This is a genomic window from Nocardia miyunensis NBRC 108239, assembly GCF_001613065.1.
Taxonomy (GTDB): Bacteria; Actinomycetota; Actinomycetes; order Mycobacteriales; family Mycobacteriaceae; genus Nocardia; species Nocardia miyunensis.
On record NZ_BDBQ01000001.1, the window covers coordinates 271,639 to 293,728 of the forward strand.

Annotated in this window: 23 protein-coding genes; 9 read left to right on the top strand and 14 right to left on the bottom strand. The window is 66.4% G+C overall.

Annotated elements, in window-relative coordinates; all coding sequences use genetic code 11:
- Positions 1 to 118 precede the first annotated feature (118 nt).
- On the bottom strand, positions 119 to 553 hold the full coding sequence (locus tag NM2_RS01225) for a B-4DMT family transporter (RefSeq protein WP_084530360.1): 435 nt from the start codon (positions 551 to 553) through the stop codon (positions 119 to 121).
- 210 nt (positions 554 to 763) lie between these two features.
- Positions 764 to 1,612, bottom strand: coding sequence for an SDR family oxidoreductase (locus NM2_RS01230; protein ID WP_067662608.1), 849 nt, complete (start codon positions 1,610 to 1,612; stop codon positions 764 to 766).
- A 441-nt stretch (positions 1,613 to 2,053) separates the two neighbouring features.
- Here NM2_RS01230 and NM2_RS01235 point away from each other — a divergent pair, with 441 nt between their 5' ends.
- Both NM2_RS01235 and NM2_RS01240 read left to right on the top strand, forming a co-directional pair.
- Positions 2,054 to 3,247, top strand: a complete 1,194-nt coding sequence (locus tag NM2_RS01235; protein ID WP_067662611.1) for an OB-fold domain-containing protein — start codon at positions 2,054 to 2,056, stop codon at positions 3,245 to 3,247.
- On the top strand, positions 3,244 to 4,404 hold the full coding sequence (locus NM2_RS01240; protein WP_067662614.1) for a thiolase C-terminal domain-containing protein: 1,161 nt from the start codon (positions 3,244 to 3,246) through the stop codon (positions 4,402 to 4,404). The genes NM2_RS01235 and NM2_RS01240 overlap by 4 nt, the downstream gene beginning before the upstream one ends.
- A gap of 56 nt (positions 4,405 to 4,460) precedes the next feature.
- Here NM2_RS01240 and NM2_RS01245 read toward each other — a convergent pair whose 3' ends face one another.
- Complete coding sequence (locus NM2_RS01245; RefSeq protein WP_067662617.1) at positions 4,461 to 5,225, bottom strand: FadR/GntR family transcriptional regulator; 765 nt, start codon at positions 5,223 to 5,225, stop codon at positions 4,461 to 4,463.
- Positions 5,226 to 5,519: 294 nt separating this feature from the next.
- On the opposite strand from NM2_RS01245, the gene NM2_RS01250 reads away from it, so the two are divergent.
- The 4 genes from NM2_RS01250 (at position 5,520) to NM2_RS01265 (ending at position 9,174) form a co-directional block, all read left to right on the top strand.
- Positions 5,520 to 6,167: a TetR/AcrR family transcriptional regulator gene (locus NM2_RS01250; protein ID WP_084530361.1), complete on the top strand. Its 648-nt coding sequence runs from the start codon at positions 5,520 to 5,522 to the stop codon at positions 6,165 to 6,167.
- A gap of 105 nt (positions 6,168 to 6,272) precedes the next feature.
- A complete protein-coding gene (locus tag NM2_RS01255; protein WP_067662620.1) occupies positions 6,273 to 7,076 on the top strand; it encodes an enoyl-CoA hydratase/isomerase family protein in 804 nt (267 codons plus the stop codon).
- Positions 7,073 to 8,245 carry an acyl-CoA dehydrogenase family protein gene (locus NM2_RS01260; RefSeq protein WP_067662624.1) on the top strand — a complete coding sequence of 391 codons (1,173 nt, stop codon included), beginning with the start codon at positions 7,073 to 7,075 and terminating at the stop codon, positions 8,243 to 8,245. Before NM2_RS01255 ends, NM2_RS01260 begins: the two co-directional genes overlap by 4 nt.
- Complete coding sequence (locus NM2_RS01265) at positions 8,242 to 9,174, top strand: acyl-CoA dehydrogenase family protein (protein ID WP_067662627.1); 933 nt, start codon at positions 8,242 to 8,244, stop codon at positions 9,172 to 9,174. The genes NM2_RS01260 and NM2_RS01265 overlap by 4 nt, the downstream gene beginning before the upstream one ends.
- Before the next feature lie 4 nt (positions 9,175 to 9,178).
- Here the strand turns inward: NM2_RS01265 and NM2_RS01270 are convergent, their stop codons facing one another.
- Positions 9,179 to 10,141, bottom strand: a complete 963-nt coding sequence (locus NM2_RS01270) for a VOC family protein (protein WP_067662630.1) — start codon at positions 10,139 to 10,141, stop codon at positions 9,179 to 9,181.
- A complete protein-coding gene (locus NM2_RS01275; protein ID WP_084530362.1) occupies positions 10,138 to 10,794 on the bottom strand; it encodes an isochorismatase family protein in 657 nt (218 codons plus the stop codon). The genes NM2_RS01270 and NM2_RS01275 overlap by 4 nt, the downstream gene beginning before the upstream one ends.
- A 170-nt stretch (positions 10,795 to 10,964) precedes the next feature.
- Here NM2_RS01275 and NM2_RS01280 point away from each other — a divergent pair, with 170 nt between their 5' ends.
- Complete coding sequence (locus tag NM2_RS01280) at positions 10,965 to 12,518, top strand: class I adenylate-forming enzyme family protein (RefSeq protein WP_067662636.1); 1,554 nt, start codon at positions 10,965 to 10,967, stop codon at positions 12,516 to 12,518.
- Positions 12,515 to 13,408: an enoyl-CoA hydratase gene (locus NM2_RS01285; protein WP_067662639.1), complete on the top strand. Its 894-nt coding sequence runs from the start codon at positions 12,515 to 12,517 to the stop codon at positions 13,406 to 13,408. Before NM2_RS01280 ends, NM2_RS01285 begins: the two co-directional genes overlap by 4 nt.
- Before the next feature lie 74 nt (positions 13,409 to 13,482).
- Here the strand turns inward: NM2_RS01285 and NM2_RS01290 are convergent, their stop codons facing one another.
- From NM2_RS01290 to NM2_RS01300, 3 genes are all read right to left on the bottom strand, one after another.
- The gene (locus tag NM2_RS01290; RefSeq protein ID WP_067662642.1) at positions 13,483 to 14,304 is read right to left on the bottom strand and encodes an acyl-CoA thioesterase; all 822 of its coding nucleotides are present in this window, start codon (positions 14,302 to 14,304) and stop codon (positions 13,483 to 13,485) included.
- A 104-nt stretch (positions 14,305 to 14,408) separates the two neighbouring features.
- Positions 14,409 to 15,623 carry an amidohydrolase family protein gene (locus tag NM2_RS01295; protein ID WP_067662645.1) on the bottom strand — a complete coding sequence of 405 codons (1,215 nt, stop codon included), beginning with the start codon at positions 15,621 to 15,623 and terminating at the stop codon, positions 14,409 to 14,411.
- A 133-nt stretch (positions 15,624 to 15,756) separates the two neighbouring features.
- On the bottom strand, positions 15,757 to 16,278 hold the full coding sequence (locus tag NM2_RS01300; protein ID WP_067662648.1) for a MaoC family dehydratase: 522 nt from the start codon (positions 16,276 to 16,278) through the stop codon (positions 15,757 to 15,759).
- 106 nt (positions 16,279 to 16,384) lie between these two features.
- Between NM2_RS01300 and NM2_RS01305 the strand changes: the two genes are divergently transcribed.
- Positions 16,385 to 17,206, top strand: coding sequence for an enoyl-CoA hydratase/isomerase family protein (locus NM2_RS01305; RefSeq protein ID WP_067662651.1), 822 nt, complete (start codon positions 16,385 to 16,387; stop codon positions 17,204 to 17,206).
- A 4-nt stretch (positions 17,207 to 17,210) separates the two neighbouring features.
- Here NM2_RS01305 and NM2_RS01310 read toward each other — a convergent pair whose 3' ends face one another.
- From NM2_RS01310 to NM2_RS01335, 6 genes are all read right to left on the bottom strand, one after another.
- On the bottom strand, positions 17,211 to 17,921 hold the full coding sequence (locus NM2_RS01310) for a FadR/GntR family transcriptional regulator (protein ID WP_067663261.1): 711 nt from the start codon (positions 17,919 to 17,921) through the stop codon (positions 17,211 to 17,213).
- Positions 17,922 to 18,160: 239 nt separating this feature from the next.
- Entirely contained in the window at positions 18,161 to 18,376 is a 216-nt protein-coding gene (locus tag NM2_RS01315; protein WP_067662654.1) for a hypothetical protein, read from the bottom strand.
- A 7-nt stretch (positions 18,377 to 18,383) separates the two neighbouring features.
- A complete protein-coding gene (locus NM2_RS01320) occupies positions 18,384 to 19,562 on the bottom strand; it encodes an amidohydrolase family protein (RefSeq protein WP_157120829.1) in 1,179 nt (392 codons plus the stop codon).
- Between the two features lie 52 nt (positions 19,563 to 19,614).
- A complete protein-coding gene (locus NM2_RS01325; protein WP_067662660.1) occupies positions 19,615 to 20,757 on the bottom strand; it encodes a thiolase family protein in 1,143 nt (380 codons plus the stop codon).
- Positions 20,758 to 20,768: 11 nt separating this feature from the next.
- On the bottom strand, positions 20,769 to 21,194 hold the full coding sequence (locus NM2_RS01330) for a Zn-ribbon domain-containing OB-fold protein (RefSeq protein ID WP_067662663.1): 426 nt from the start codon (positions 21,192 to 21,194) through the stop codon (positions 20,769 to 20,771).
- A 20-nt stretch (positions 21,195 to 21,214) separates the two neighbouring features.
- Entirely contained in the window at positions 21,215 to 21,985 is a 771-nt protein-coding gene (locus tag NM2_RS01335; protein WP_067662666.1) for an SDR family oxidoreductase, read from the bottom strand.
- Between the last annotated feature and the right edge of the window lie 105 nt (positions 21,986 to 22,090).

The following is a 22,090-nucleotide window of genomic DNA, read 5'->3' on the forward strand; positions in this document are numbered from 1 at the left end:
CAGTAGCGTCAATCATGTGAGTAGCGATTTGCCCTGGCACTACCGTGACCATTTCACACTCATTCCACCGGCTGGTCTGACATTGCGTCACCAATATGTGGCACGGATGACGTGCCGTTCAGCCGACCCTCGCCAGCACCCGATTCGCCAGCACCCGGCCGAGACCGACACCGACCATGGCCGGAACGTAGATCAGCAGAACGATCCACGCGGCACCGGCAGTGAGCTCGAACAGCAACGAATTCCGGCCGAGGCTCAGATACGGCAGCAGACCGGCGATCCAGGTCGCGACGCTCGCCACGAGGCCGCCGAGCACCGCGGCCCGCAACCAGAGAATCGGGAAGTCGGCCTCCGACCGGTCGCCGTGGCGCAGCCGATCACGACGCCCGTCGGCGAACCCCCAGCTCATCGAACATGCGACAACCAGGACCAACGCGGCCGTCCGAGCGGGCGATGTCCGATCCGTCCAGAACAGGACCGCGAAACCCAGCAACGCCCGCGCGAGCAGATGCACCAGGGCAAGCCCCAGAGCGCGTGTCAGTAGAGCATTCATGGGCGACATGATAGGAACGCAGCGCCGAGCGTTTCCCCAAATAGGAAAAATCGCAATAATTCTATAATTATTTAGATCTATAACCCGATACGACGAGTCGATCGGCGCCCCGGCCGACGTCGAGGACACCCGACCGATAACCGAACCGAGCCCGCGCGGCGGCCGGGCGCCCGCGAATCACGTCCCTCCGCCAGAGAAGGTACAAGCCGCTCAGTTCGTCTGCGCGACAGGCCAATCGACCCAGAAGTCGGGTTCGAGATCGGCCTCCCGCTCGGCCAGCCGGTAGCCGGACAGGTCGGTGACGCCCTGCGCGGCGAGAACCTCGTCGTCGATGAAGAAGTTCCCGGTGACCTCCCGGCTCGACGCCGTGAGAATCGCATGGGCCGCATCCGCCATGATCTCCCGCTTGCGGCTGCGCTTCTCGACATCCGCACCGAGGACGTTGCGCACCGCGGCGGTGGCGATCGCGGTACGCGGCCACAGCGAATTGGCCGCGATCGCGTCCTTAGACAACTCCGCCGCCAAGCCCACGGTCACCAGACTCATCGAATATTTGGCGATGCTGTAGGCCAGGTGGCCGGACTCGAACCACTTCGGTTCCAGCCGGATCGGCGGGGACAGGGTCAGAATGTGCGGGTTGGCCGCCCGGCGCAGCGCGGGAATCGCCAGCTTGGACAGCAGGAACGAGCCGCGCGCATTGATGTTCTGCATGAGGTCGTAGCGCTTCATGCTCACCGCGTCCGTCGGCGTCAGGTCGATCGCGCTCGCGTTGTTCACCACGATATCGATCCCGCCGAAACGATCCACGGTCTGTGCCACCGCGTCGGCGACCCGATCGTCGTCGCGGACGTCGCACACGATCGGCAGAGCGTTGCCGCCCGCCGCCTCGATCGCCGCCGCGGCGGTGTAGATCGTCCCGGGCAGTTTCGGATGCGGCTCGGTGGTCTTCGCAAGCAGGGCGACGTTCGCGCCATCCCGCGCGGCGCGCAGCGCGATCGCCTCACCTATGCCGCGGCTGCCGCCCGAAATGATCATGGTCTTACCCGCCAGCGTGCTCACCGAGAACTCCTTCGTCTCCCTGGAACTTCATCCGCAATCTCGAAACTGCGAACAGATTAGCAATATCATTTAACTCATTCCAAGCGGAGTGCCCGGCCGGCGCCCGTGTGAGCCGCACGACGAATGCGCCCAGGAAGACACCCACCACGAAACCGATCCGATCCCCACCCGGCCCCGCCGGACCGGGCGCAACCGCCGCCACATCGGGCAGCTCCCCGGTTCTACGCGCCTGCCGCCCGAACTCGATCCGCTCAACGCCTCGAGGCGTTGAGCGGGCGAATCGGCCACAGCATGACCTCGGGGCCCAAGATCCCTCGCGCAGACAATTCCCGTCGAGATGTCCGCGACACCTGACGACACCGCGCCAATGTAGTATAAATAGTTAGTTAAATATACGACTTCGAGGCCCTTGCGCCGACGACCGAACAGGGGTTGTGGCAAATGAGTTCGATCACCTCGCTAGGCACCTATCTGCCACCATGGGGGACCGCGCAGCAGCGCATCGCCGGGGACGACGAAGACGCCCTTACGCTGGCGGTCGAAGCCGGATCGGCCGCCCTGCACGGTAGCGGCCCAGTACACCGAGTCACCCTGGTAACCAGGGACTTTCCACTGTTGGAGGGGGGTAGCGGGGCGGTCCTGCTGGCTGGACTCGGACTGGATCCGGACATCGAGGTCACCGAGCGTATCGGCGGCGCCCCCGCGGCACTGGACGCGATCGCCACAGCCCGGCCGCGAACGCTGGTCATCGGCGTCGACCTCACACCGGCCGGAGCCGCGGCGGCGGTGATCGGTGAAACCGGCCTCACCGTCCGCCCGGTGGCGAGGCTGGCTCGGAGCCTTCCCGTCCGTACCCGCGACGCCAACGGGGCGAGCCACGACTACGGCGATCCTCGCCTGCTGCGTGAACGCGGTGTGCTGCAGTCGGTTCGGGCCGTGTCCGCGGGTGAGGTGGCCGTCATCGCAGGCGTGGACCACAAGACGGCGACGTCCCTGTGTCGCGGCACCCCGCCGCGGCTGCCGACGACCGGCGCCGCAGCGGCTGTGTTCGCCCTGGCATGGATGGCCGAAACCGGCACGGACGGTACACTTCTCGGTGTCGAGCAGGCCACACTGACCGGCCTCAGCGTGGACGCCGCCGCGGCGCCGATAGTGCGTAACGAGCCTGATCCGCGACCGGCTCCGCGCACGGTTCGAGCGCCGGGTCTCGACATCCCCATCTCGCTGGCCGCCTACGAGCGCGCATTCGATGCCAAGCTGCGCTGGCAGGCTTCGCGTGACCCCGCCACGGGCAGCCTGGAATTTCCACCGCGATCGCTGATCGATGCCGACGGCCGCTTGGTCGAGCGCGGCGAACTCGTGGACCTGCCACGTACCGGCACCGTCTACACCGTGGTCACCGTGCATGTGCCGGTGCCCGGCCTGCCCAGCCCGTATTCGCTGGTGATCGTGGAACTGGACGACGTCGGGGTCCGTGCGCTGGCGAAAACCACCGCGGCCGAACCGGGTTCGATCAGCATCGACGACCGTGGCCGCATGGTCTTGCGCCGCGTCGCGGTGCGGTCGGGGGTTCCCGACTACGGATACGCATTCGTCCCGGACGCCGTGCCACACACACAGAAGGAGATCGCATGAGAAGGGTCGCGGTCGTCGGGGCGGGTATGACGCCGTTCGGCGAGCATTTCGGGCTGGGTATCAAAGATCTGCTGCCGATGGCCTTCGCGGAATGCGCAGCGAGCATTGACAAGGGCATCGCCACATCCGATATTCAGGCGGCCTGGTTCGGGGAGCTTTCCACCACCGACGGATTCCCGTCCGGAATCCTCGCCGATAGCTGCGGCCTGCTGGACATCCCGATCACTCGAGTCGAAAACGCTTGCGCCACCGGTAATGATGCCGTTCGCAACGCGCTCTACGGGATCGCTTCCGGAGCATTCGACGTCGCGCTGGTGATGGGCGCCGACAAGGTCCGGGAGTCGGCGAGCAAGGACACATTCTGGGAGTGGGCCGGCATGACCCGCGATATGGCGTGGGACTATCCGCTCGGCCTGATCGCCCCGGCGAACTTCGCGCTGCACGTGAGCCGGTATCTGCATGAATCCCCCGCCACCCGGGAGCATATGGCGATGGTGGCGGTGAAGAACCACCGCCACGCCGTGCCGAACCCGAAAGCCCAACTGCGGCAGGAGATCACCGTCGAGCAGGTGCTCAACGCGCCGATGGTGGTCGAGCCGTTCGGTCTGTACGACTGCACACCGCAGAGCGACGGCGCCGCGGCGCTGGTGCTGGCCGCGGAAGAGGTGGTGGACCGCTATACCGATCGACCGGTGTGGATCCGAGGTGTGGGACTCGGCGTCGATCGGGTGATGCATCAGCACAAGGCCGATATGACCACCTTCCCCGCCACCACGCGCGCGGCGAAGGCTGCCTATGCCATGGCCGGCCTGACGCCCCGCGACATCGACGTGGCCGAAGTGCACGACTGCTTCACGGGTGTAGAACTGATCAGCTATGAAGATCTGGGCTTCGCCGACCGGTTCGGGGCGCACAAACTCGTGGAGGCGGGCGCAACGACAGTGGGCGGGTCGCTGCCGGTGAACCCCAGCGGCGGCTTGAAGGCCAAGGGACACCCGCCGGGCGCCACCGGCGTGGCGCAGTGCTTCGAGATCTTCGAACAGCTGCGCGGCACGGCCGCCAACCAGGTCGACGGAGCGCGAATCGGCCTGGCGCACAATATCGGCGGCCCCACCGCGGTCTCCGCGGTCACCGTCCTCGGACGGGATAGAGACTGACGCGGCGTTCGGCAGCCGCGTGCCCGGCCGGGCGCACGCGGCTGCCTGCGGCACTCCTACGGCAGGACGTCGAGGACGGACTCCTCCGGGTCCTCGATCATGAAGTTCTTGACCTGGGCCAGATGCTTGCGCCAAAAGGTCTCCGCCTTGACCGCATCCTTGTCCCGGATCAATTGCACGAGCTTGACGTGCGCGCGATGCGCTGCCGCCGCCTTGGACTCCGCGCCGAGGTCGCCGCGGTGCTCACGCAGAAAGTTCTCGACATGGCTTTCGATGATCGTCGAGACAATGTCCAGCAGCACGATCATCGTCTGGTTACCCGCCAACTGCATCAGCGTGCGGTGGAACTCCAGATCGTAGCCCTTGCCGAACGCGGGCGGATCACTCAGCAGCGCCTCGCCTTTCGCGAGCATATCGTCGAGGGCCCGCAGATCGGCCGCGGTTCGCTTGCGCGCCAGCGTGGCCACGGCGGCCACCTCCAGATTCGCCCTCGCCTCGTGTACGTCCGCGAGGGTGGTCTTGCGATACTGCAGCAGGGTACCGGCATAGCGCGCCGCCGCGGAAACGTCAGGCATCATCACACGGCCGCCGCCGCGCGCACCGCGCCGCACTTGAATAACCTGCTCGGACTCCAGGATTCGGAATGCCTCGCGCAACGTGGGCCGCGAAACGCCGAATCGCTCCATCAGTTCGGTCTCCGACGGCAGGGCGTCGCCTTCGCGCAGTTCCCCGGTTACGATCTGACGGCGCAATTGAGCGGCCACCATCTCACCGGCCTTCGGCACGCGGACGACCGACGTCGACAGTGGCATCGCAGACATGAATTCCTCCGGTATCGGTCAGCTGATACCACTATTATCACCTATCCAACTCTATTGTTCGCCAACCGCCGACGGTCGGCCGTGACCGGTCGGCGAGCCGGAGTGCGTGACGATGCCGGTAGCGGGATCGTTACCAAGGTCGGCGACCGGGATTCGTGACTCGTTCGAACCGGTGTCGTCGGCAGGACAGCACCCATCGACCGACACACTTGACGGAACTGTCCAGGAAAACCGCCGGCGTTCGGTTCGACACTGCCCGATCTCGCACCGGAGATCTCCTACACTGGCAAAATCATGAACGATTCATCCGCGCCCGCACTCGACAACGACGACAACAGCGGAGCCGACGACGGCACCGGAGACGGACGGCTGGGCCGACGCGCGATTCGTACCCGCAACGCCATCCTGGAGGCGTCCAAGCAGTTGTTCCTGGAGCGCGGGTACGCGGGCACCCGGATCAACAACATCACAGACGTGTGCGGGATCTCACGGGCCGGCTTCTACACCTATTTCCGCGATAAGCGGGAGATCTTCAATACCCTCGGCGAGGAGACCTATCACGAACTGCTCGATGTGGTCGCGCGCTGGGACACCATTCCCCAGCCGTGCACCCGAATCGACGCCGAGACCTGGGTACGGGACTATTTCGCCTTCATGGACAAGCATGGGGCCTTCATCCTGTCGGCCCAGTCGGGGCCGTCCGACGAAGACGTCAGAATTGCCAGCACCCGGATGCAGATGCGGGTGGTGTGGCTACTCGGAATGAATCTGCGCAGCCGCCAGCTGAACCCCACCGCCGCACCGGAGGCACTCGGACTGTGCGCTCAGGCGATGCTGGATCGCTCCTGGTACCTAACCCGCACCCAGCATCAGCTACCAGTGGATTCCGACGATGTCGTCCGCACCACGACCGATTTCCTGATGGCGATACTCACGGCCTGAGGGCCGCGCCGCCGCCTCCCGGGCACATCCACACACCAAATTTGACATATTCGTCAAGTAGAGGTCTGATGAGAGTCACGTATGGGATGGACCGGTAGGAGAGCCATGCAGAACCCTTTCGCCCCCGAATTGCTCATCGAATCCCGCGGCGCGGTCCGGATCGTCACGCTGAATCGACCCGAGGCGCTCAATGCGACGAATGAGGCCCTGCACGACGCCCTCGTCGGCGTCTGGCGGTTTATCGCCACCGATATCGAGGCACGCGCCGTGGTGCTCACCGGCGCCGGGCGAGCATTCAGTGCCGGTGGCGACTTTCAGCACTTCGTCGAGCTGTGGGACGATCGCCCCGGCCGGCGCAAAGAGATCGATGCGGCGCGCCGGTTACTCGAGGAAATGCTCGATTTCCCATTGCCGGTGGTCGCCGCGGTCAACGGCGCCGCGGTGGGCCTCGGTTGCAACCTTGCCGCATGCAGTGACATCGTGCTGATCGCCGAGAGCGCCTACATGGCCGACCCGCACGTCGGTGTCGGCCTGACCGCCGCCGACGGCGGCGCCCCCACCTGGCCGATGCTGATGGGGATGCTGCAGGCCAAGGAGTACCTGCTTACCAGCGAACGCATCCCAGCCGACAGAGCCGTAGCCCTGGGGCTGGCCAACCGCACCGTGGCCGACGAAGCACTGCTCGACGAGGCGTTGCGCACGGCCGACAAGCTTGCCGCCCAACCGCCGCAGGCGGTCCAGAGCACCAAGCGCGCACTCAACCTGCATCTCAAGCGCGCGGTGGCGGGTGTGCTGGAGTACGCGCTGGCCGAGGAATTCGCCAGCTTCGACACCGCCGAACACCAGGCGCTGGTGCGCCGGTTTCTCGACCGTTCCCGCCGACGTGCCGCGGAGCCGAGCCGGTCATGACCGACGCGCTCGCATCGGACCCGGCCGCCTACCGGACCGCGCTGCGTGCGTACCTGACCGGTGAACCGACGCTGTCGGCTTGGCGCACAAAGCATTACACCACCACCGAGGAGCGCATCGCCGACCACGCAGCCCTGATGGGTGAGCTCTATCAGGCGGGCTGGAACCGGTACGGCTGGCCCACGTCGGCCGGTGGTCTCGGCGGCGACGAACGCCATCGAGCCGTGCTCTACGACGAACTGGCCGCCACGGACCTGCCGATCCCCACGCCGCACCTGATGCTCGAGACACTGGGCCCTCCGGTCGTACGCTTCGCACCCGACCTCGCCGCCGAATACCTGCCTGCCTACCTGCGCGGCAAGGAATGGTGGGGGCAGGGCTTTTCCGAGCCCGAGGCGGGCAGCGACCTGGCCGCATTGCGCTGCCGAGCCCGTCGCGAGGGTGACAACTACGTACTCAACGGGCAGAAACTGTGGACCAGCCACGGCGCCACCGCCACCCGCCTGGTTTGCCTGGTCCGCACCGGCACCCCGGAATCACGGCACCGCGGCCTGTCGATGATCATGGTCGATGCCGAGGGCACGGGCATCTCCCGCCGCCCGATAGCGCTGGCCAGCGGCGACAACGAATTGGCCGAGGAGTTCTTCGACGACGCTGTCGTTCCGGCGGACCGGCTGATCGGAGCCGAAGGCCAAGGCTGGGCGGTCGCGATGTATCTCCTGCAGTACGAGCGGGCGATGTACGCGTGGATGTCCGCCGCCGAAGCGTTCCGACGGCTGCGTGAACTGCGCGATGAGCTCGCCGCGACGAATCCGGGACGGACCCTGCCTGCCGACGCCGCGCAGCGGATCGCAGAGTGCTATTCCCAACTCGTCACGGTACGGGCGCGCAGCGCCGATACCGTGCGACAGCTCGCGACCGGCGCCACCGTCGGTCCCGAGGCCAGTGTCGACAAGATACTTCTCGCGGGTGCCGAAATCCTCCTGTACGACATCGGTCGCGACCTGCTCGGCCCCGGATTCGTCTTCGAGGACACCGCTGCGGCGGCACAGTGGCGCAGCGAATGGTGGTACAGCCGATCCGCGACCATCCTCGGCGGATCCGCCGAGGTACAGCGCACGATCATCGCCGATCACGTACTCGGCCTGCCCAGGGAGGCCACGAAATGAGCAGTACCGCAACCGGATTCGATACCGACACGATCCAATTGCTGACCAGATCGCTGCGTGAGGTCTTCACCGCGCACCAGAACGGATCGGGTGTGTCGGCCGCGCTGGCCGAACTGGGCTGGGACGATGTGTCCACGGGCGATCCCGCCACGGCGACCAACCTGCTGTTCACCGAGCAAGGCCGGGCACTGGCGGTGTCGCGGCTACTCGATGACGTCGTTCTGCGAGAGCTGACCTCGGTCCTGCCTCGCGGCACGGCGAACCGGGCCGTGCTCTATCGGCATCCCGGATACGACCTGTTACTGGGACCGCTGGACGGCGTCACCGAACTGGTGAGCATCGACGCGGCGGGGCACATCGGCCTGGTGGACGCGAACCTCGTGACACCTCGGCCGATCCACGGCTTCGATCCCGGATCGGAGTGGCTACGGATCGAGCGGATCCCGGACAGCGAGCCGCTGGCAGCCGGGACGGCAGGCCCGCGTGCGGTGGCGGCGGCGCACCGCGCGCTGTGCGCCGAGATCATCGGAATCTGCACTGCCGCACTGGATTCCGCGGTCGCGCACACCAGCTCCCGGAGACAATACGGCCGGGAGCTGGCGGCATTCCAGGCCGTCCGGCACCGGCTCGCCGAAGCCTTCGTCGCAGTGGCGGCGGCGCAGGCGGCCCTCGACACCGCCGGCGAAGACAGCGGCGCCCGGACCGCGCAACTGGCCAAGTTGCGCGCGGGCCGGACACAGGCGGACGTGATGCGCCATACGGTCCAGGTCTTCGGCGCGATGGGGTTGTCCCAGGAGCACACGCTGCATCGCCAGGTCACGCGCGCGGCGGCGCTGGATCTACTGCTGGGCGGGCACGTCGAACTGGCCGAGCAGATCGGCGCCGACCTACTGGGTGGCGCCGACCTGCTCCGGGTGGTCGAAATCTGAACGGTCAGCGCGGTTCCCGCGGTCGGCTCACCGTCGACCGCGGCCGCTCGACCAGCTCGACGACCGCTCCGTCCGGATCGGTCAGAAACAGCACGGTGAACCCGCCGGTCGGAATGTCGGGCATCGGGAAAGTCACCGGGTCCGGCACCACACCCAGCACCGCATTGCGCACCAGCGCGGCGTGGGCCTCCCGGACATCGTCGACGGCGAGCGCAATCCGGTACAGCCCTTGGGTATTCGCCGGCCGGGGCGCCCCGGCGGCCTGCGGCAGCTGCTCGAACTCGAGCGAGAATGTCGGATCCTCGGGCAGCACCAGGGATGCCGTCGACCCCTGAGCACCCTCGCCGCGGGCCCAGACCTCCCAGCCGAGGCCGCCGTACCAGGCGATGGTGGCGGTCAGATCCGAACACCGCATACGCTGGTGCGACAACAGGACTGCTCGGCTGGGATCGTCTGCTGCCGAAGGGATCTCGGCAATTTCGACCACGACCCCGTCGACATCGGTCAGCCGGAGCGCCCGACGCAGCGTACCGCGCACCGGCACACCCCCGGCGGCCTCCGTGGCGGCGAACCCGATCGCCGCCAACCTGGCCTGAAAGATCTCCAGCGAGGCGACACGATAGCCGAGCGCGAGGAAACCCGACGGCGCCAACCGAGGCTCGGCGGGCTCTGTCCTTGGGCGGGTCCACCCGACCAGCTCGAGGGCCGGCGCGGCTCGCGGACCGCGCCGATCGTAGAGAAATGTCGTGGTGCTCGCCGTACTGCTGCCGAGCCCCATCACGGCCGAGTCGTCGTCAGTGCCGACCGACCGCATGCGGGGGTCCATACCGAACGCCAGCATGTGAAAGGCTGTGGCCCGGTCCAGCGCGAGAGTGTTGATATTGCAGTGCAATACGGCATGCGCGCGTTCGGGCGGATATACCGGACGCACATCCGCGTCGACCGCTACGCCGTACTCCCCGGTCATGCCCGCACCGCCGACGCGGACCAGGCGGCGGTCAGATCATCGACCGTGACGACATCGGCGAGCATCGCGATCGTGTTGCGCAGCACCTGCTCGGCATACTCGGCCGGAGTGCCCATCACAGCGTCGCGCGCGACCACCACCCGGAAGCCGTCCTGGGTCGCGTCGGCCGCGGTGAGTGGCAATGCCACGTTCAGCGAGACGCCCGCTAGCACTACGGTGTGAATTCCCATGCTACGCAACACCGGAAGCAGTTCCGTACCGCGCGTGGGCGACAGTCCGTGATGCCGGGGAAGCACCACATCGGCCGGATCGAACACATCCGCGACGACCTGCGTGGCCAGGTGACCGGGCTGCCATCGACCGGATCCATCCAAGGCCCGCCACAACGGCGCCTGCCCGGCCGAACCACCGCCGAGGAACCCCTCGAATGTCGCGTGTACCACCGCGATACCGGCGGCCCTGGCGCCGGTCACCAGCCTGCTGATCCCGGCCACGACCGCCCGCGCGTCGGCGGCGAGCGCCGGCAGCACCGAATCCGGGCCGATCACCCCGTTCTGGCATTCGACGCATACGACAGCCACACCGGCACGGTCCGCCACCGCTCGCGCGGCGCGGGCACGCGATCCGCCTCCATGTTCCTTACTTGACGTCATTGTCAAATACTATCTAAAATAGTCTCTCTTCGATAGCATTTGCGCGATCTCGATCTTTCGACACCACCGTACTTGCTGCACGCAGGTCTCGTTTGGCATTATCGTCAAATATATTTCGAGGTGCTCTGCCGGAGTCCTCTTTCGATTCATCGAGCCCATCGGAGCCGCTCGTGCCGACCCAGCACTGTCTCGCCGACACCATCCAGCACAATGCTGTCCGTTTCGCCGATGTGCCCGCGTACATGTCCCAGGGGCGGAGCATCACCCACGGCGAGTTGCACGCGCGAGCCACCGCCGTGGCGGCCGCGCTCGCCGACGTGGGTCTGCGGCGCCAGGATCGAATCGCCGTATTCTGCCGCAACAGCGTCGAATTCGGCGAGGTCCTGGCCGCCGGGCAGTTGAGCGGCCTGGTCGTGGCCACCGTGAACTTCCGGCTGGCCGCGCCCGAGGTACGGCGCATCCTCGCCGATGCGGCACCGCGAGTGCTCTTCGTCGATCCGGAGTACCTGCCCGTGGTCGATGCCGTGCGCGCCGAGCTGGACCTGGAACTGGTCGTGTCCTTCGGCCCGTCCCGGCGTGCGGACGTCACGGCCTATGCCGACTTCGTCGCCGGGGGCCGCGCATCGGACCTGCCGTTCACGGCCCGGCCGGACGATCTGGCCTGCCTGATCTACACCAGCGGAACCACCGGGCGACCCAAGGGCTGCATGATCGGTCAACGCGAACTGTATTCGTGCGCGGCCATCATGAACGGCGAAATGCGCACCGGCAGCACGGATCGCGTGCTGTTGACGATGCCGATGTTCCATATCGGTGCGATGGCGATCGGGCTCGGTGTACACGCACGAGGCGGCACTGCTGTGCTGCATCGGCAGTTCGATCCGGCAGCGGTGCTCGCGGCGGTTTCCGCCGATGCGGTCACGATTTTGCATCTTGCACCGACGATGCTCCAGAACGTCCTGGACGCCGCCGGCGACTCCGACGCGCTGGCCACCGTGGAAACGGTGGTGTATTCAGCGGCGCCCATCACCTCGACCACCCTGTCCGCCGCGTTGTCCGCGATGCCGCGAGCGGGATTTTTGAACCTCTACGGCCAGACCGAGGTGATCACCTCCGGACTGGCGCGCGAATTCCATCTCGGCAAGGGCCGCACGCGCGAGCGCCGGCTCGCCTCGGTCGGACATCCGTTCCCCGACACCACGGTTCGTATCGTCGACGATTTCGGGCAGGGCTGCCCGACCGGCACCGCGGGCGAGATCGTTGTCGGATCCCCCACCGCATTTCGCGGTTACTGGAACGATTCCGCGGCCACCGCTGCGACACTGCGCGACGGGTGGTGCCGCACCGGCGACGTCGGCGTCCTGGACGAAGAGGGCCTGCTACATCTGGTCGACCGCAAGAAGGACATGATCATCAGTGGCGGCGAGAACATCTACTCTCTCGAGGTCGAGGACGCCCTGACCGCGCACCCCACGGTGGCGCGGTGCGCGGTGATCGGTATCCCGGACCCACGCTGGGGCGAGGCGGTCTGCGCGATCGTCGAGCCCGCCGCCGGCGCGCAGATCGACACCGCCACGCTGCGTTCCCACGTCGCCGAGCGGCTGGCCTCCTACAAAGCGCCGAAATCCGTGATCGTCGTGGACCACCTGCCGATCCTGCCCACCGGAAAGATCGACAAGAAGGCGCTGCGCATCCAGCACACGCCGGGAAAGGCATCGGAATGAGTTACCGGTACATTCACTACGAAACCCTCGAACAGGGCCGCATCGCGCGGATCACCCTGAACCGGCCGCAGGCGCGCAATGCACAGAACCGCGGCATGCTCGTGGAATTGGGCGAGGCTTTCGAACGCGCCGAATCCGACGACACGGTACGGGTGGTGATTCTGCGCGGTGCGGGGCCCGCATTCTCCGCCGGACACGATCTGGGTACCACCGAGAGCGTCGCCGAACGCGAACCAGGGCCGGACCAGCATCCGAGTTTCCAATGCAACGGAAGCACTCTCGACGGCGCCGAGTGGCGGGTTCGACAGGAGTGGCACTACTACTTCGAGAACACCAAACGCTGGCGGCAGCTGCGCAAGATCACCATCGCGCAGGTGCACGGCAGTGTCCTGTCGGCCGGGCTCATGCTGGCCTGGTGCTGCGATCTCATCGTGGCTGCCGAGGGCACCGTCTTCGCCGATGTGGTCGGCACCCGACTGGGGATGTGCGGTGTCGAATACTTCGCCCACCCTTGGGAATTCGGCCCGCGTAAGGCGAAGGAGCTGCTGCTGACCGGCGATTCGATCGACGCCGAACAGGCATACGCGCTCGGCATGGTGAGCAAGGTCTTCCCCGCCGACAGCCTCTCCGAGCGAACGGTCGAATTCGCGGCCCGCGTCGGCAAAGTCCCCTCGATGGCGGCCATGCTGATCAAGGATTCGGTCAACCAGGCACAGGATGCCATGGGCTTCACCACGGCCCTCGATGCCTGCTTCACGATCCACCAGCTCAATCACGCGCATTGGAGCGAGGTGTCACGCGGCGAAATCTACGTCGGCACAGTCGATTACGGCCTGGAGGACTGGCGCGCGGCGCCAGCCGTACTGTCCGCGGACAAGAACACACCCTGACAGGTGTCGCGCCGAACGAGCGAATGCGCCGCCGGATACCCGGCGGCGCATCCTGTTTCGATTCGAGCAGTAGCTCAGATCCTCGGCAAGCTCGCACCGGCGGGCGGTTCCCGGAACAGGGACTCCTGGGCCAGAGTGGCCACCGTGACGCCGTCGGTCCGGCGGATCGTCCCGGTGTAGAGGCCCCTGCCCGCGGCGACCGTCTGTGGGAGCAAGTCCACGAGCACCCACTCGTCGAGCCGCGCCGGTCGATGGAACCAGACGGCGTGGTCGAGAGTCGAACCTGCCCACTCCGCGCCGCCGGGCACATCCACCAGACCGCTCGATGTGTCGGACAGGTAGGTCAGCACGCAGGCATGCAGGAGTGGCGAGTCCGGCAGGTCGATCGCACTGCGGGCCCAGAACAGACTGGGCCACGGCGTGGCGGGGGTTCGCCGCGGTGGCACCCTCGCCTGCATCGACCACATGCGCTCGAATTCCCACTCGGGCAGTGTCTCCGGTCCGGCGACATCGGGCATCGCCTCGACCTCGTGGTCCGCGCCGGGCCGCGCCACCGCGAACGACGCGGACATCGTGAAAATGACCTCACCGTCTTGCAACGCGGTCACCCGGCGCGCCGAATAGGATCGGCCGTCGCGGTCCTCGTCGACCCGGTACAGCACCGGCCGCGCCGCGCTGCCGCCGCGCAGGTAGTAGCAATGCAGTGAATGCGGCAGCCGGCTGCCGGGCACCGTGCGCCCGGCGGCGAGCAGCGCCTGCGCGGCGACCTGGCCGCCGTACAACGCGAACGGTTCGTCGAAAACCAGGACCGAGCGGTGCAGATTCCGATCGATCTGCTCCACCTCCAGCAGATCCAGCAGGGTCGACGACGCGACCGGTGCCGACTCCAGCGACATCTCACACCTTTCTCGGCGCGCACGCACGCACCGGGCCGACGGGCCGTGAACCCGACCTTTGCCGCACCGACGGTCGAACCGCGGCGTGACACAACGTATTTCATTTACACGAGGACGGGCACGCTGTCTCCGGCGGGATTACGCACGGGCAGGCCGAGCAGACGGCGGGCGTTGTCGCCCATGAAGTCCCGGGTTCGCCGCTCGTCCATGCCCTCGGCGTACTCGTAGAAACCGCGCGGCTCGGTCAGGCCCTCCGGGTGCGGGAAGTCGGAGCCGAAAAGCACCCGGTCCCAACCGACCGTCCGCACCACATCGGCAACCTTGCCCTCCCAGAACGGACTGACCCAGATATTGCGGCGGAACACTTCGTGGGGATGTTCCTCGAATGCCTGCGGCATCTTGGCGTACGTGGCCTCGAAATCGTCGAACAGCGGTCCGATCCAGGCGCTGCCGTTCTCCACACTGGCAATGCGCAACTTCGGGAACCGGGTGAGCGTCCCGTGGCAGATCAGGCTGGTCATCATGTCGGCGATTTCTCGGTGCCCCAACGCGATCCACCGGAACGCGCTCATTTCCAGATGACTGTTGGTCTCCGGCGGCTCCCACTGGTTGATGTAGTCGTCCAGCGGGGGCTGACTGGCATGGAACACCACCGGGACCCCGGCCTGTTCGACGTCGTTCCAGAACGGGTCGAATTCCGGCAGCGCTGGCGAGCGCCAGCCGCGCAGGCCCTTCACCGGTGCGGGCTTCATCAACACCACCTTCGCCCCGTTCTCCACGACGTAGGCCAGCTCGCGCCGGGCAGCATCGACCATGCCGGCGCTGATCACCGGCGTCATGAACAACCGGCCCTGATGGGTGTAGCCCCAGGTATCGAACATCCACCGGTTCAACGCGTGGATCATCGCGGCCACCAGCTCGGGGTCCTCGGCGGCGGAATGCTCGACCAGATTGGCCAGCGTCGGATAGACCAGCGCCTCGTCCACTCCCTGACGGTCGAGCTCCGCGATGCGGGGTCCGGGTTGCCGGAACGAGGGCTCGGCGTCGATGCCGATCGACAGTTCCCGCAGCGATTTGCCCTCGGCGTTCCGGCCGGAGAAGAACTTCTCCCACGATCCCGGCGCGGCCACTCGGTCGAACGTCGGGTTCGGAATGTACTCGGTGATCCGGCCGAGGATCGCGATCCGAGTCGCGTTTCCGACCTTCACGAATTGCACTGCGCGGTGGTACTTCTCAGGCAGATGGCGGGTCAGCGCGTCCGGAGTCTCGTACATATGCGTGTCCGCGTCGAAGATCGGCGCGTCGGTGAACTGGGTCACGGAAAATCCCCTATCCGAATGTGACAACTGGCTCGTCACTCACCGTAAGCCATTTTTGACGAAAGTGTCAAGTTAATGCTTGTTGATCGCCGATCATCCACTACAGAGCAGCGACAGCGATATGATGGAACTGTCAAGTCAGGCGGCGAGAGTCACCTCGGTCGAAGTAGTAGCGACTGACGAGATCGGCGACACATCCCGGCTTGCCGTCACCCTCGACCTCCACGGTCGTCCGGGTGACGAGCTGGACGGCGTCGTCCGCTACATGATCGAGACGAATCATGGTGGTGCGCGCCCGAATACGGCTGCCAACCCGCACCGGCGCGGGAAAACGAACCTTGTCCAGCCCGTAGTTCACCCCCATCCGCACCCCCTCGATCCGGCGCAGACAGTTGACGAAGTACGGCACCAGCGACAGCGTCAGGAACCCATGGGCGACGGTGGCGCCGAACGGACCGTCCACAGCCCGCGCCGGGTCGACGTGGATCCACTGATGATCCTCGGTCGCGTCGGCGAAGCCGTCGATTCGGTCCTGGCCCACGGTGAACCATGAGGTGGGGCCGAGCTCGCGCCCCATCGCGGCCTCGAGATCGGCGATGCCGCGGTAGATCACAGGATCCACTCCCGCGGGTGCCGCACTGGTCAAATCCGACATGGATTACCCACTTTCCGAACTCACGTGAGGCACTGGCGCAACCGATCCTCATATAGCAGAATAAGTTAACTGTATCAGGACCAATCTCGTCGACGGAGGCACGATCATGCCCGGGAACGCGCAACCCAGACCACCGTCTGGGGACTGGCTCGGCACCCCCTACGTGCGGTTCGACCGTAACGGCGTATTCGGGGTCTGCACGGTGGACCGGCCCGAGGCTCGCAACGCGTTGACACCGGCGATGTACTTCGGACTCCGGTACGCGATCAATCGCGTCGAACGCGACCCCGACCTGGCCGGCCTGCTCTTGACCGGTATGGGTGAGGTTTTCATCCCGGGCGGTGACCTCGGCAAGCGCGGTGTCGACGACTGGCTGGACTTCGAAGCGACGCTCGGCATGGACGTCACACCGTTCGATACGCTGCGCCGCTCGGCCAAGCCCGTGGTGTGCGCGGTGAACGGCCTGTGCCAAGGCGGTGGCCTGATGATCGCGATGTGCAGTGACCTGGCAGTGGTCAGCGACCGCGCGACCTTCCGGGTTCCGGAGCTGTTGCGCGGCATCGCCGATACCTACTATGCCCAGGTGCTGGCGCGCGTCGTCGGCGCCGTGCGCGCCCGTGACCTGCTCCTCACCGGCCGCACGCTATCGGCACAGGAAGCGCTGGACTGGGGCATCATCTCGCGGGTCGTGCCGCACGACGAACTTCGCGGTGCCGCAACCGACGCGCTGGCCCAGATCTGCCGAACCGCCCCGGCGGCGAGGCGCGAGATCAAGGCCAGCCTCGACGGCTATCTCGGGCACTTCGCCCGGATCGCCATGGAGGCCAGCCTCGCCGGACCCGAAGCCTTGGAAGGGTTCCAGGCTTTCAAGCAACGGCGATCACCGGAATGGGTGCACCAGGAACTGCGCCGCGACGGTCGGCTGTGACCGCTCAGGCGAGCAGATCGAGCACGCTGGCCGCCGCGTCGTCACCCAGGACATAGCCCTCCGCTTCACCGAGGTGGCGGTGCCACAGCTCCTCGGCCGCACCCGCATCCCTGTCCCGCAGGAGCTCGACCAGCTTGCGGTGGGTTCTGCTGGTGCTGCGCCGGGCGCGCTCAGCGGAGGGACCGACATTGGGCCGCAACGTCACGTTGGCGGTCTCGATGATGTGATGCACCATCTCCGACAGCAGCGTCAGGGTCTCGTTACCGGCCAGCCGGACCACCAACTGGTGAAATTCGCCGTGCAGCCGGATCGACCCCTGCGGATCATATTCGCTGTCATAGCGGTCGAGCGCCTCGGTGAGCAGGATGAGGTCGGCCTCGGACCGACCCCGCGCCAACCGGCCGACGCTGGGCACCTCCAGCGCGGCGCGGGCTTCGTAGACGTCCCTGACCGATGCGCCCTGGTACTCGAGGATGAAACCCGCGTAGCGAGCGGCGACTTCGCGGCGCGGCGGCTGCACGCGAGCCCCGCCGTTGGCGCCGCGGCGGATGACGATCAGCCGTTCGGACTCCAATACCCGGTATGCCTCCCGCAAGGTCGGCCGCGACACACCGAACCGGTTCATCAGCTCCGTCTCCGACGACAATGCCTCGCCTTCGGGCAACTCGCCCCGAATGATCTGCTTGCGCAGCTCGGCGGCGACGAGTTCGGCCATCTTCGGCACACGAACCCGCTGAGTAGCACCGCCCGGGGATGACCGCGCGTTACGCGGCAACCCGGTTGTCTTCTCGACTGCCACGCTTACCTCCAGCCATCAACCAAAACGATAGATGATCTACATATTAAAGTTGATTTCTATCTGCCGCCGAGTCCGTGGCAGTGCCGCCGCGCGGCGAACCGGCAGGGGAATACGCTGCGGCGCTCGACCCGGCCGGGTCGAGCGCCGCAGCGAGATCAGCGGCTCAGTGCGTCGCGGGCGTCCTGCATGGCCGCCAGCCGCCGGGTCAGCAACTCGACGGCGGCGGCGGCATCACCGCCGACCGTGTTCAGTTTCGCCAATTCGCTTGTGGCGAGCACGATCTCGTCGTCGAGCCGTTCGGCGGCCTCCTGTTTGGTCAGCAGGTCGGTATCGGTCCAATCGTCCGCGGCGATCTGCTGGTCGTGACTCATCGCGGACTCAGTTCGCCGCGCCCACGGGCGCCGGGGCAGCCGCGGGCAGGTTGTAGAACCGGCGAGCGTTCAACTCGACGATCCTGTGCACCTCGTCATCGGGCACACTGGCGAACGTCTCCTCGGCGCGCTTGCGACTTGCCGGCCAGAACGAGTCCGAATGCGGATAATCGCACTCCCAGGTGATCCGGTCGACGCCGATGACGTGCCGGTTGGCGATCCCGAAGTCATCCTCGATGAAGCAGCCGTGGAAGTGCCGCTCGAACAACTCCGAAGGCGGAACCTCCTGGTTGATGTTCTGGTAGTAGCGATGCTTCCGCCACACGTAGTCGGCACGCTCGACGATGTAGGGCATCCATCCGATACCACCCTCGGACAGGCCGATCTTCAGGTTGGGATGTTTGTGCAGCGCCGGCGAGAACATCCAGTCCGCGGTCGCGTGCATACTGTTGGTGCCCATCAGGTTGATCATCACAGCGAACGGTGCGTCGGCCGCGACCTGCGGGATCGATGTGGCTCCCCCACTGCCGAAGTGCTGACACAAAGGCATGCCGGTCTCCTCCGCGGCGGAGAAGATCGGATCCCAGAAATCACTGTGCACCGAGGGAAGTCCGAGAGCGTGCGGAAGGTCGGGGAACGTGATCGCCTTGGCACCCTTGGCCGCGGTCCGGTGAATCTCGCGCACCGCCTCCTGCGCGTCCCACAGCGGGAGAATGACCACCGGAATCAAGCGCCCCGGCCCGGCTGCGCACCATTCATCGAGTACGAAGTCGTTGTAGGCCCGGACGCACAGCAGCGCCAGATCTTTGTCCTCGGCCTCGAGGAATACGGTGCCGCAGAACCGGGGGAACGACGGGAAGCACATCATGGCCTCCACTCCGTCGATATCCATATCGGCCAGGCGAGCCTTCGGGTCGTAGCAGCCGGGGATCATCTCGTCGTAGCGGACCGGCTCGAGCCCGTACTCCTCGGGTTTCTTACCCGCGACGGCATTGAGTCCGATGTAGGGGTACGGCCGGCTCTCGTATTCCCAGGACTGGATCGGCGGCAGGCCCTCACGCGGAATCTCGATGATTCGCGGACCTCGCTCACGAAGTGCGGCGGGCAGCCGGTCCTGCCAGACCATCGGGTGTTCGATCAGGTGATCGTCCACCGAAATGAGCTTCATCCAAGGCTGAAGTGGCATTACTACTCCTCAAAATGATTCAATCTATTTAACTATATGACTTGAATCACGGTCAAATGCTGAGGATCGCCACAGCCGCAGTTCCCGGCGCGCCATACAAATGGGCGTAGCCAACCCTGGGATCGCCCGGAACCTGCCGGTCCCCCGCCCGTCCCCGCAGCTGGGTGACGATTTCGTACACCTGGCGCAGGCCCGAGGCGCCGACCGGCTCACCATTGGCGATCAGGCCGCCGTCGGTGTTCACCGGAAGCCGCCCACCGATCTCCGTACAGCCTTCCGCCAGCCACTGTTCCTGCTCGCCGTCGGCACAGAAGCCGTTCTCTGCCATATGGATGACCTCCGAGCCCGCGTCTGTGTCCTGCAACTGCGCGAGGTCCACGTCCTCGGGTCCGATGCCTGCCTGCTCGTAGGCCGCACGGGAGGCATCCACCGTGGGGCTCGGCACCGAGTCCAGCGGCAGTGAGGGGCTGAGCAATTCGAACGCGCCCAGCCGCCGGCTGCGCAGGGCGCTGGCCCGTAGGTACACCGGCTTGTCGGTGTACTTGTGCGCCTGATCCGCCCGGCACAGCAGCACCGCCGCCGCACCCTCGTCCGGTGAGCAATACATGTACTGGGTCAGCGGGTGATTCACCACCGTCGAGGCGAGGATCTCCGCTTCGGAGATCGGCTTGCGCCGCCACGCCCGCGGATTGGCCGCGCCGTTGCGGAAGTTCTTCGCCGCCACCTTGGCCAGGGTCGCGGCGCTCACGCCGTGGTCGTGCATATACCTGGTGATCTTCATACCGAAGAAGTGCGTGGTCAGGAACATGCCGGCCTCCCCGTACCAGCCGGGAAGCCCGGACACCGACGGATCGGCGGCGAAGGCCCCGCGGGGATGCTTGTCCAACCCGATCGCGATGGCGAGATCATGCTCACCGCTGGCGATCGCCTGGGCCGCCATGGTCAACGAGGTGTTGCCCGTGGCACACCCGTTCAGTACCGCGCGCGCCGGAATGCCGGTCAGCCCGAGCAGTCCGACGACGGCCTCCGGGTTGGTGACCTCCATACTGCCCGCGTACGCGCACTGCACATCGCGCCACTCGGCACCGGCGTCGGCCAGCGCCTCCCGGACCGCGTCGGCGCCCATCTCCAGCGCCGACTTCCCTTCATAGCGCCCGAATGGATGCAACCCCACACCCACGATCGCAACGTCCACAGCATTACTCCTTAAACCGGCCGAAAAGCGAATGTGACTGTCTGATTGCCATCCGGCGCGGTACCGAACGGCACGACGACCAGCTCCATCTCCTGGCCGATGGACAGTGCGGCCGGATCGGCCTCGGTGAGCCGGCTTTCGACCTTGCAGGCCCCGGGTAGCTCCACATAGCCCACCCCGTAGGGCATGAACGTCTCCGGACTGTCCGCACCCGCATACGGCGGGGCCGGGGGCCGGAACTGCTGAGTGGTAAACGTCCACAACCGGCCGCGCCGAGGCAGTTCGATCGCGGCCACGTCGGCGTGGCCACAAGCCAGGCAGTACTTCCCGACCGGGAACGCCACATGACCGCACGACGCACACCGGCCGCCCAGCAGTGCCGGTTCGTCCGCAGGCCAGGTGAAAAGTCCTGGCGCAAGGGGAATTTGCTTCGACATCGAGCTCCTGTCCGATCTGTTTACCGTGGGGTGAACCGCTGCGCGCCGTCGAGCCGGATGGTCTCGCCGTTGATGTAGGCGTTCTCCAGAATGTGCCGGGCGAGCGCGCCGTATTCCTCCGGTTTTCCGAGCCGCCTCGGATTCGGGATGTTCGCGGCGAATTTGGCCAGGGCCTGTTCGCCGACCGACTCCATGATCGGCGTGCGCATGGTGCCCGGCGCGATGGTGACCACCCGGATGCCCAGTGAGCCCAGGTCACGGGCGGCCACGATGGTCATGCCCACCACACCCGCCTTCGCCGCCGAGTAGGCGATCTGGCCGATCTGGCCCTCGAAGGCGGCGATGCTGGCCGTGGCGACGATGGCGCCACGCTGCCCGTCCTCGTCGGGGTCGGTCTTGGCGATGGCCGCCGCCGCGATGCGCAATACGTTGTAGGTGCCGGTCAGGTACAGATCGACGGTCTTGGTGAAGCCCGCCAGGCTCGCGGACTCGCCGTCCTTGCCGACTACCTTCTCCGCGACACCGAAACCACCGTGGGCAACCACCGCGAAGCGGAAGGTACCCAGTTTTCCGGCCTCGGCCACCGCATTGCGCACGCTGTCCTCGTCGGTGACGTCGGTTCGGACATACTTCGCCCTGGAACCGAGGTCGGCAGCGAGCTTCTCGGCCTTTTCGTCGGCGAGATCGGCGATGACCACCGCGGCTCCCGCGGCAGCGACCTCCCGGACAACGGCCTCGCCGAGACCGCCCGCACCACCGGTCACCAAGACCACACTGTCGGCCAGATTCATATTTGCTCCTTGTCTCGATCCGATCGTCCGTCGGCCCGGCCGCCGCCGCGCACTCGCGCCGGTTGCCGGGCCGCGACGGTGGACCAGGTCACCCTATAGTAGAAT

Coding starts and splice junctions, on each gene's coding strand:
- NM2_RS01250 (WP_084530361.1), top strand. CDS start 5,520: ATGAACGATTCATCCGCGCCCGCACTCGACAACGACGACAACAGCGGA.
- NM2_RS01235 (WP_067662611.1), top strand. CDS start 2,054: ATGAGTTCGATCACCTCGCTAGGCACCTATCTGCCACCATGGGGGACC.
- NM2_RS01305 (WP_067662651.1), top strand. CDS start 16,385: ATGCCCGGGAACGCGCAACCCAGACCACCGTCTGGGGACTGGCTCGGC.
- NM2_RS01270 (WP_067662630.1), bottom strand. CDS start 10,141: ATGACCGGGGAGTACGGCGTAGCGGTCGACGCGGATGTGCGTCCGGTA.
- NM2_RS01300 (WP_067662648.1), bottom strand. CDS start 16,278: ATGTCGGATTTGACCAGTGCGGCACCCGCGGGAGTGGATCCTGTGATC.
- NM2_RS01330 (WP_067662663.1), bottom strand. CDS start 21,194: ATGTCGAAGCAAATTCCCCTTGCGCCAGGACTTTTCACCTGGCCTGCG.
- NM2_RS01310 (WP_067663261.1), bottom strand. CDS start 17,921: ATGGCCGAACTCGTCGCCGCCGAGCTGCGCAAGCAGATCATTCGGGGC.
- NM2_RS01245 (WP_067662617.1), bottom strand. CDS start 5,225: ATGTCTGCGATGCCACTGTCGACGTCGGTCGTCCGCGTGCCGAAGGCC.
- NM2_RS01265 (WP_067662627.1), top strand. CDS start 8,242: ATGAGCAGTACCGCAACCGGATTCGATACCGACACGATCCAATTGCTG.
- NM2_RS01320 (WP_157120829.1), bottom strand. CDS start 19,562: ATGCCACTTCAGCCTTGGATGAAGCTCATTTCGGTGGACGATCACCTG.
- NM2_RS01315 (WP_067662654.1), bottom strand. CDS start 18,376: ATGAGTCACGACCAGCAGATCGCCGCGGACGATTGGACCGATACCGAC.
- NM2_RS01275 (WP_084530362.1), bottom strand. CDS start 10,794: ATGACGTCAAGTAAGGAACATGGAGGCGGATCGCGTGCCCGCGCCGCG.
- NM2_RS01290 (WP_067662642.1), bottom strand. CDS start 14,304: ATGTCGCTGGAGTCGGCACCGGTCGCGTCGTCGACCCTGCTGGATCTG.
- NM2_RS01225 (WP_084530360.1), bottom strand. CDS start 553: ATGAATGCTCTACTGACACGCGCTCTGGGGCTTGCCCTGGTGCATCTG.
- NM2_RS01260 (WP_067662624.1), top strand. CDS start 7,073: ATGACCGACGCGCTCGCATCGGACCCGGCCGCCTACCGGACCGCGCTG.
- NM2_RS01285 (WP_067662639.1), top strand. CDS start 12,515: ATGAGTTACCGGTACATTCACTACGAAACCCTCGAACAGGGCCGCATC.
- NM2_RS01240 (WP_067662614.1), top strand. CDS start 3,244: ATGAGAAGGGTCGCGGTCGTCGGGGCGGGTATGACGCCGTTCGGCGAG.
- NM2_RS01255 (WP_067662620.1), top strand. CDS start 6,273: ATGCAGAACCCTTTCGCCCCCGAATTGCTCATCGAATCCCGCGGCGCG.
- NM2_RS01335 (WP_067662666.1), bottom strand. CDS start 21,985: ATGAATCTGGCCGACAGTGTGGTCTTGGTGACCGGTGGTGCGGGCGGT.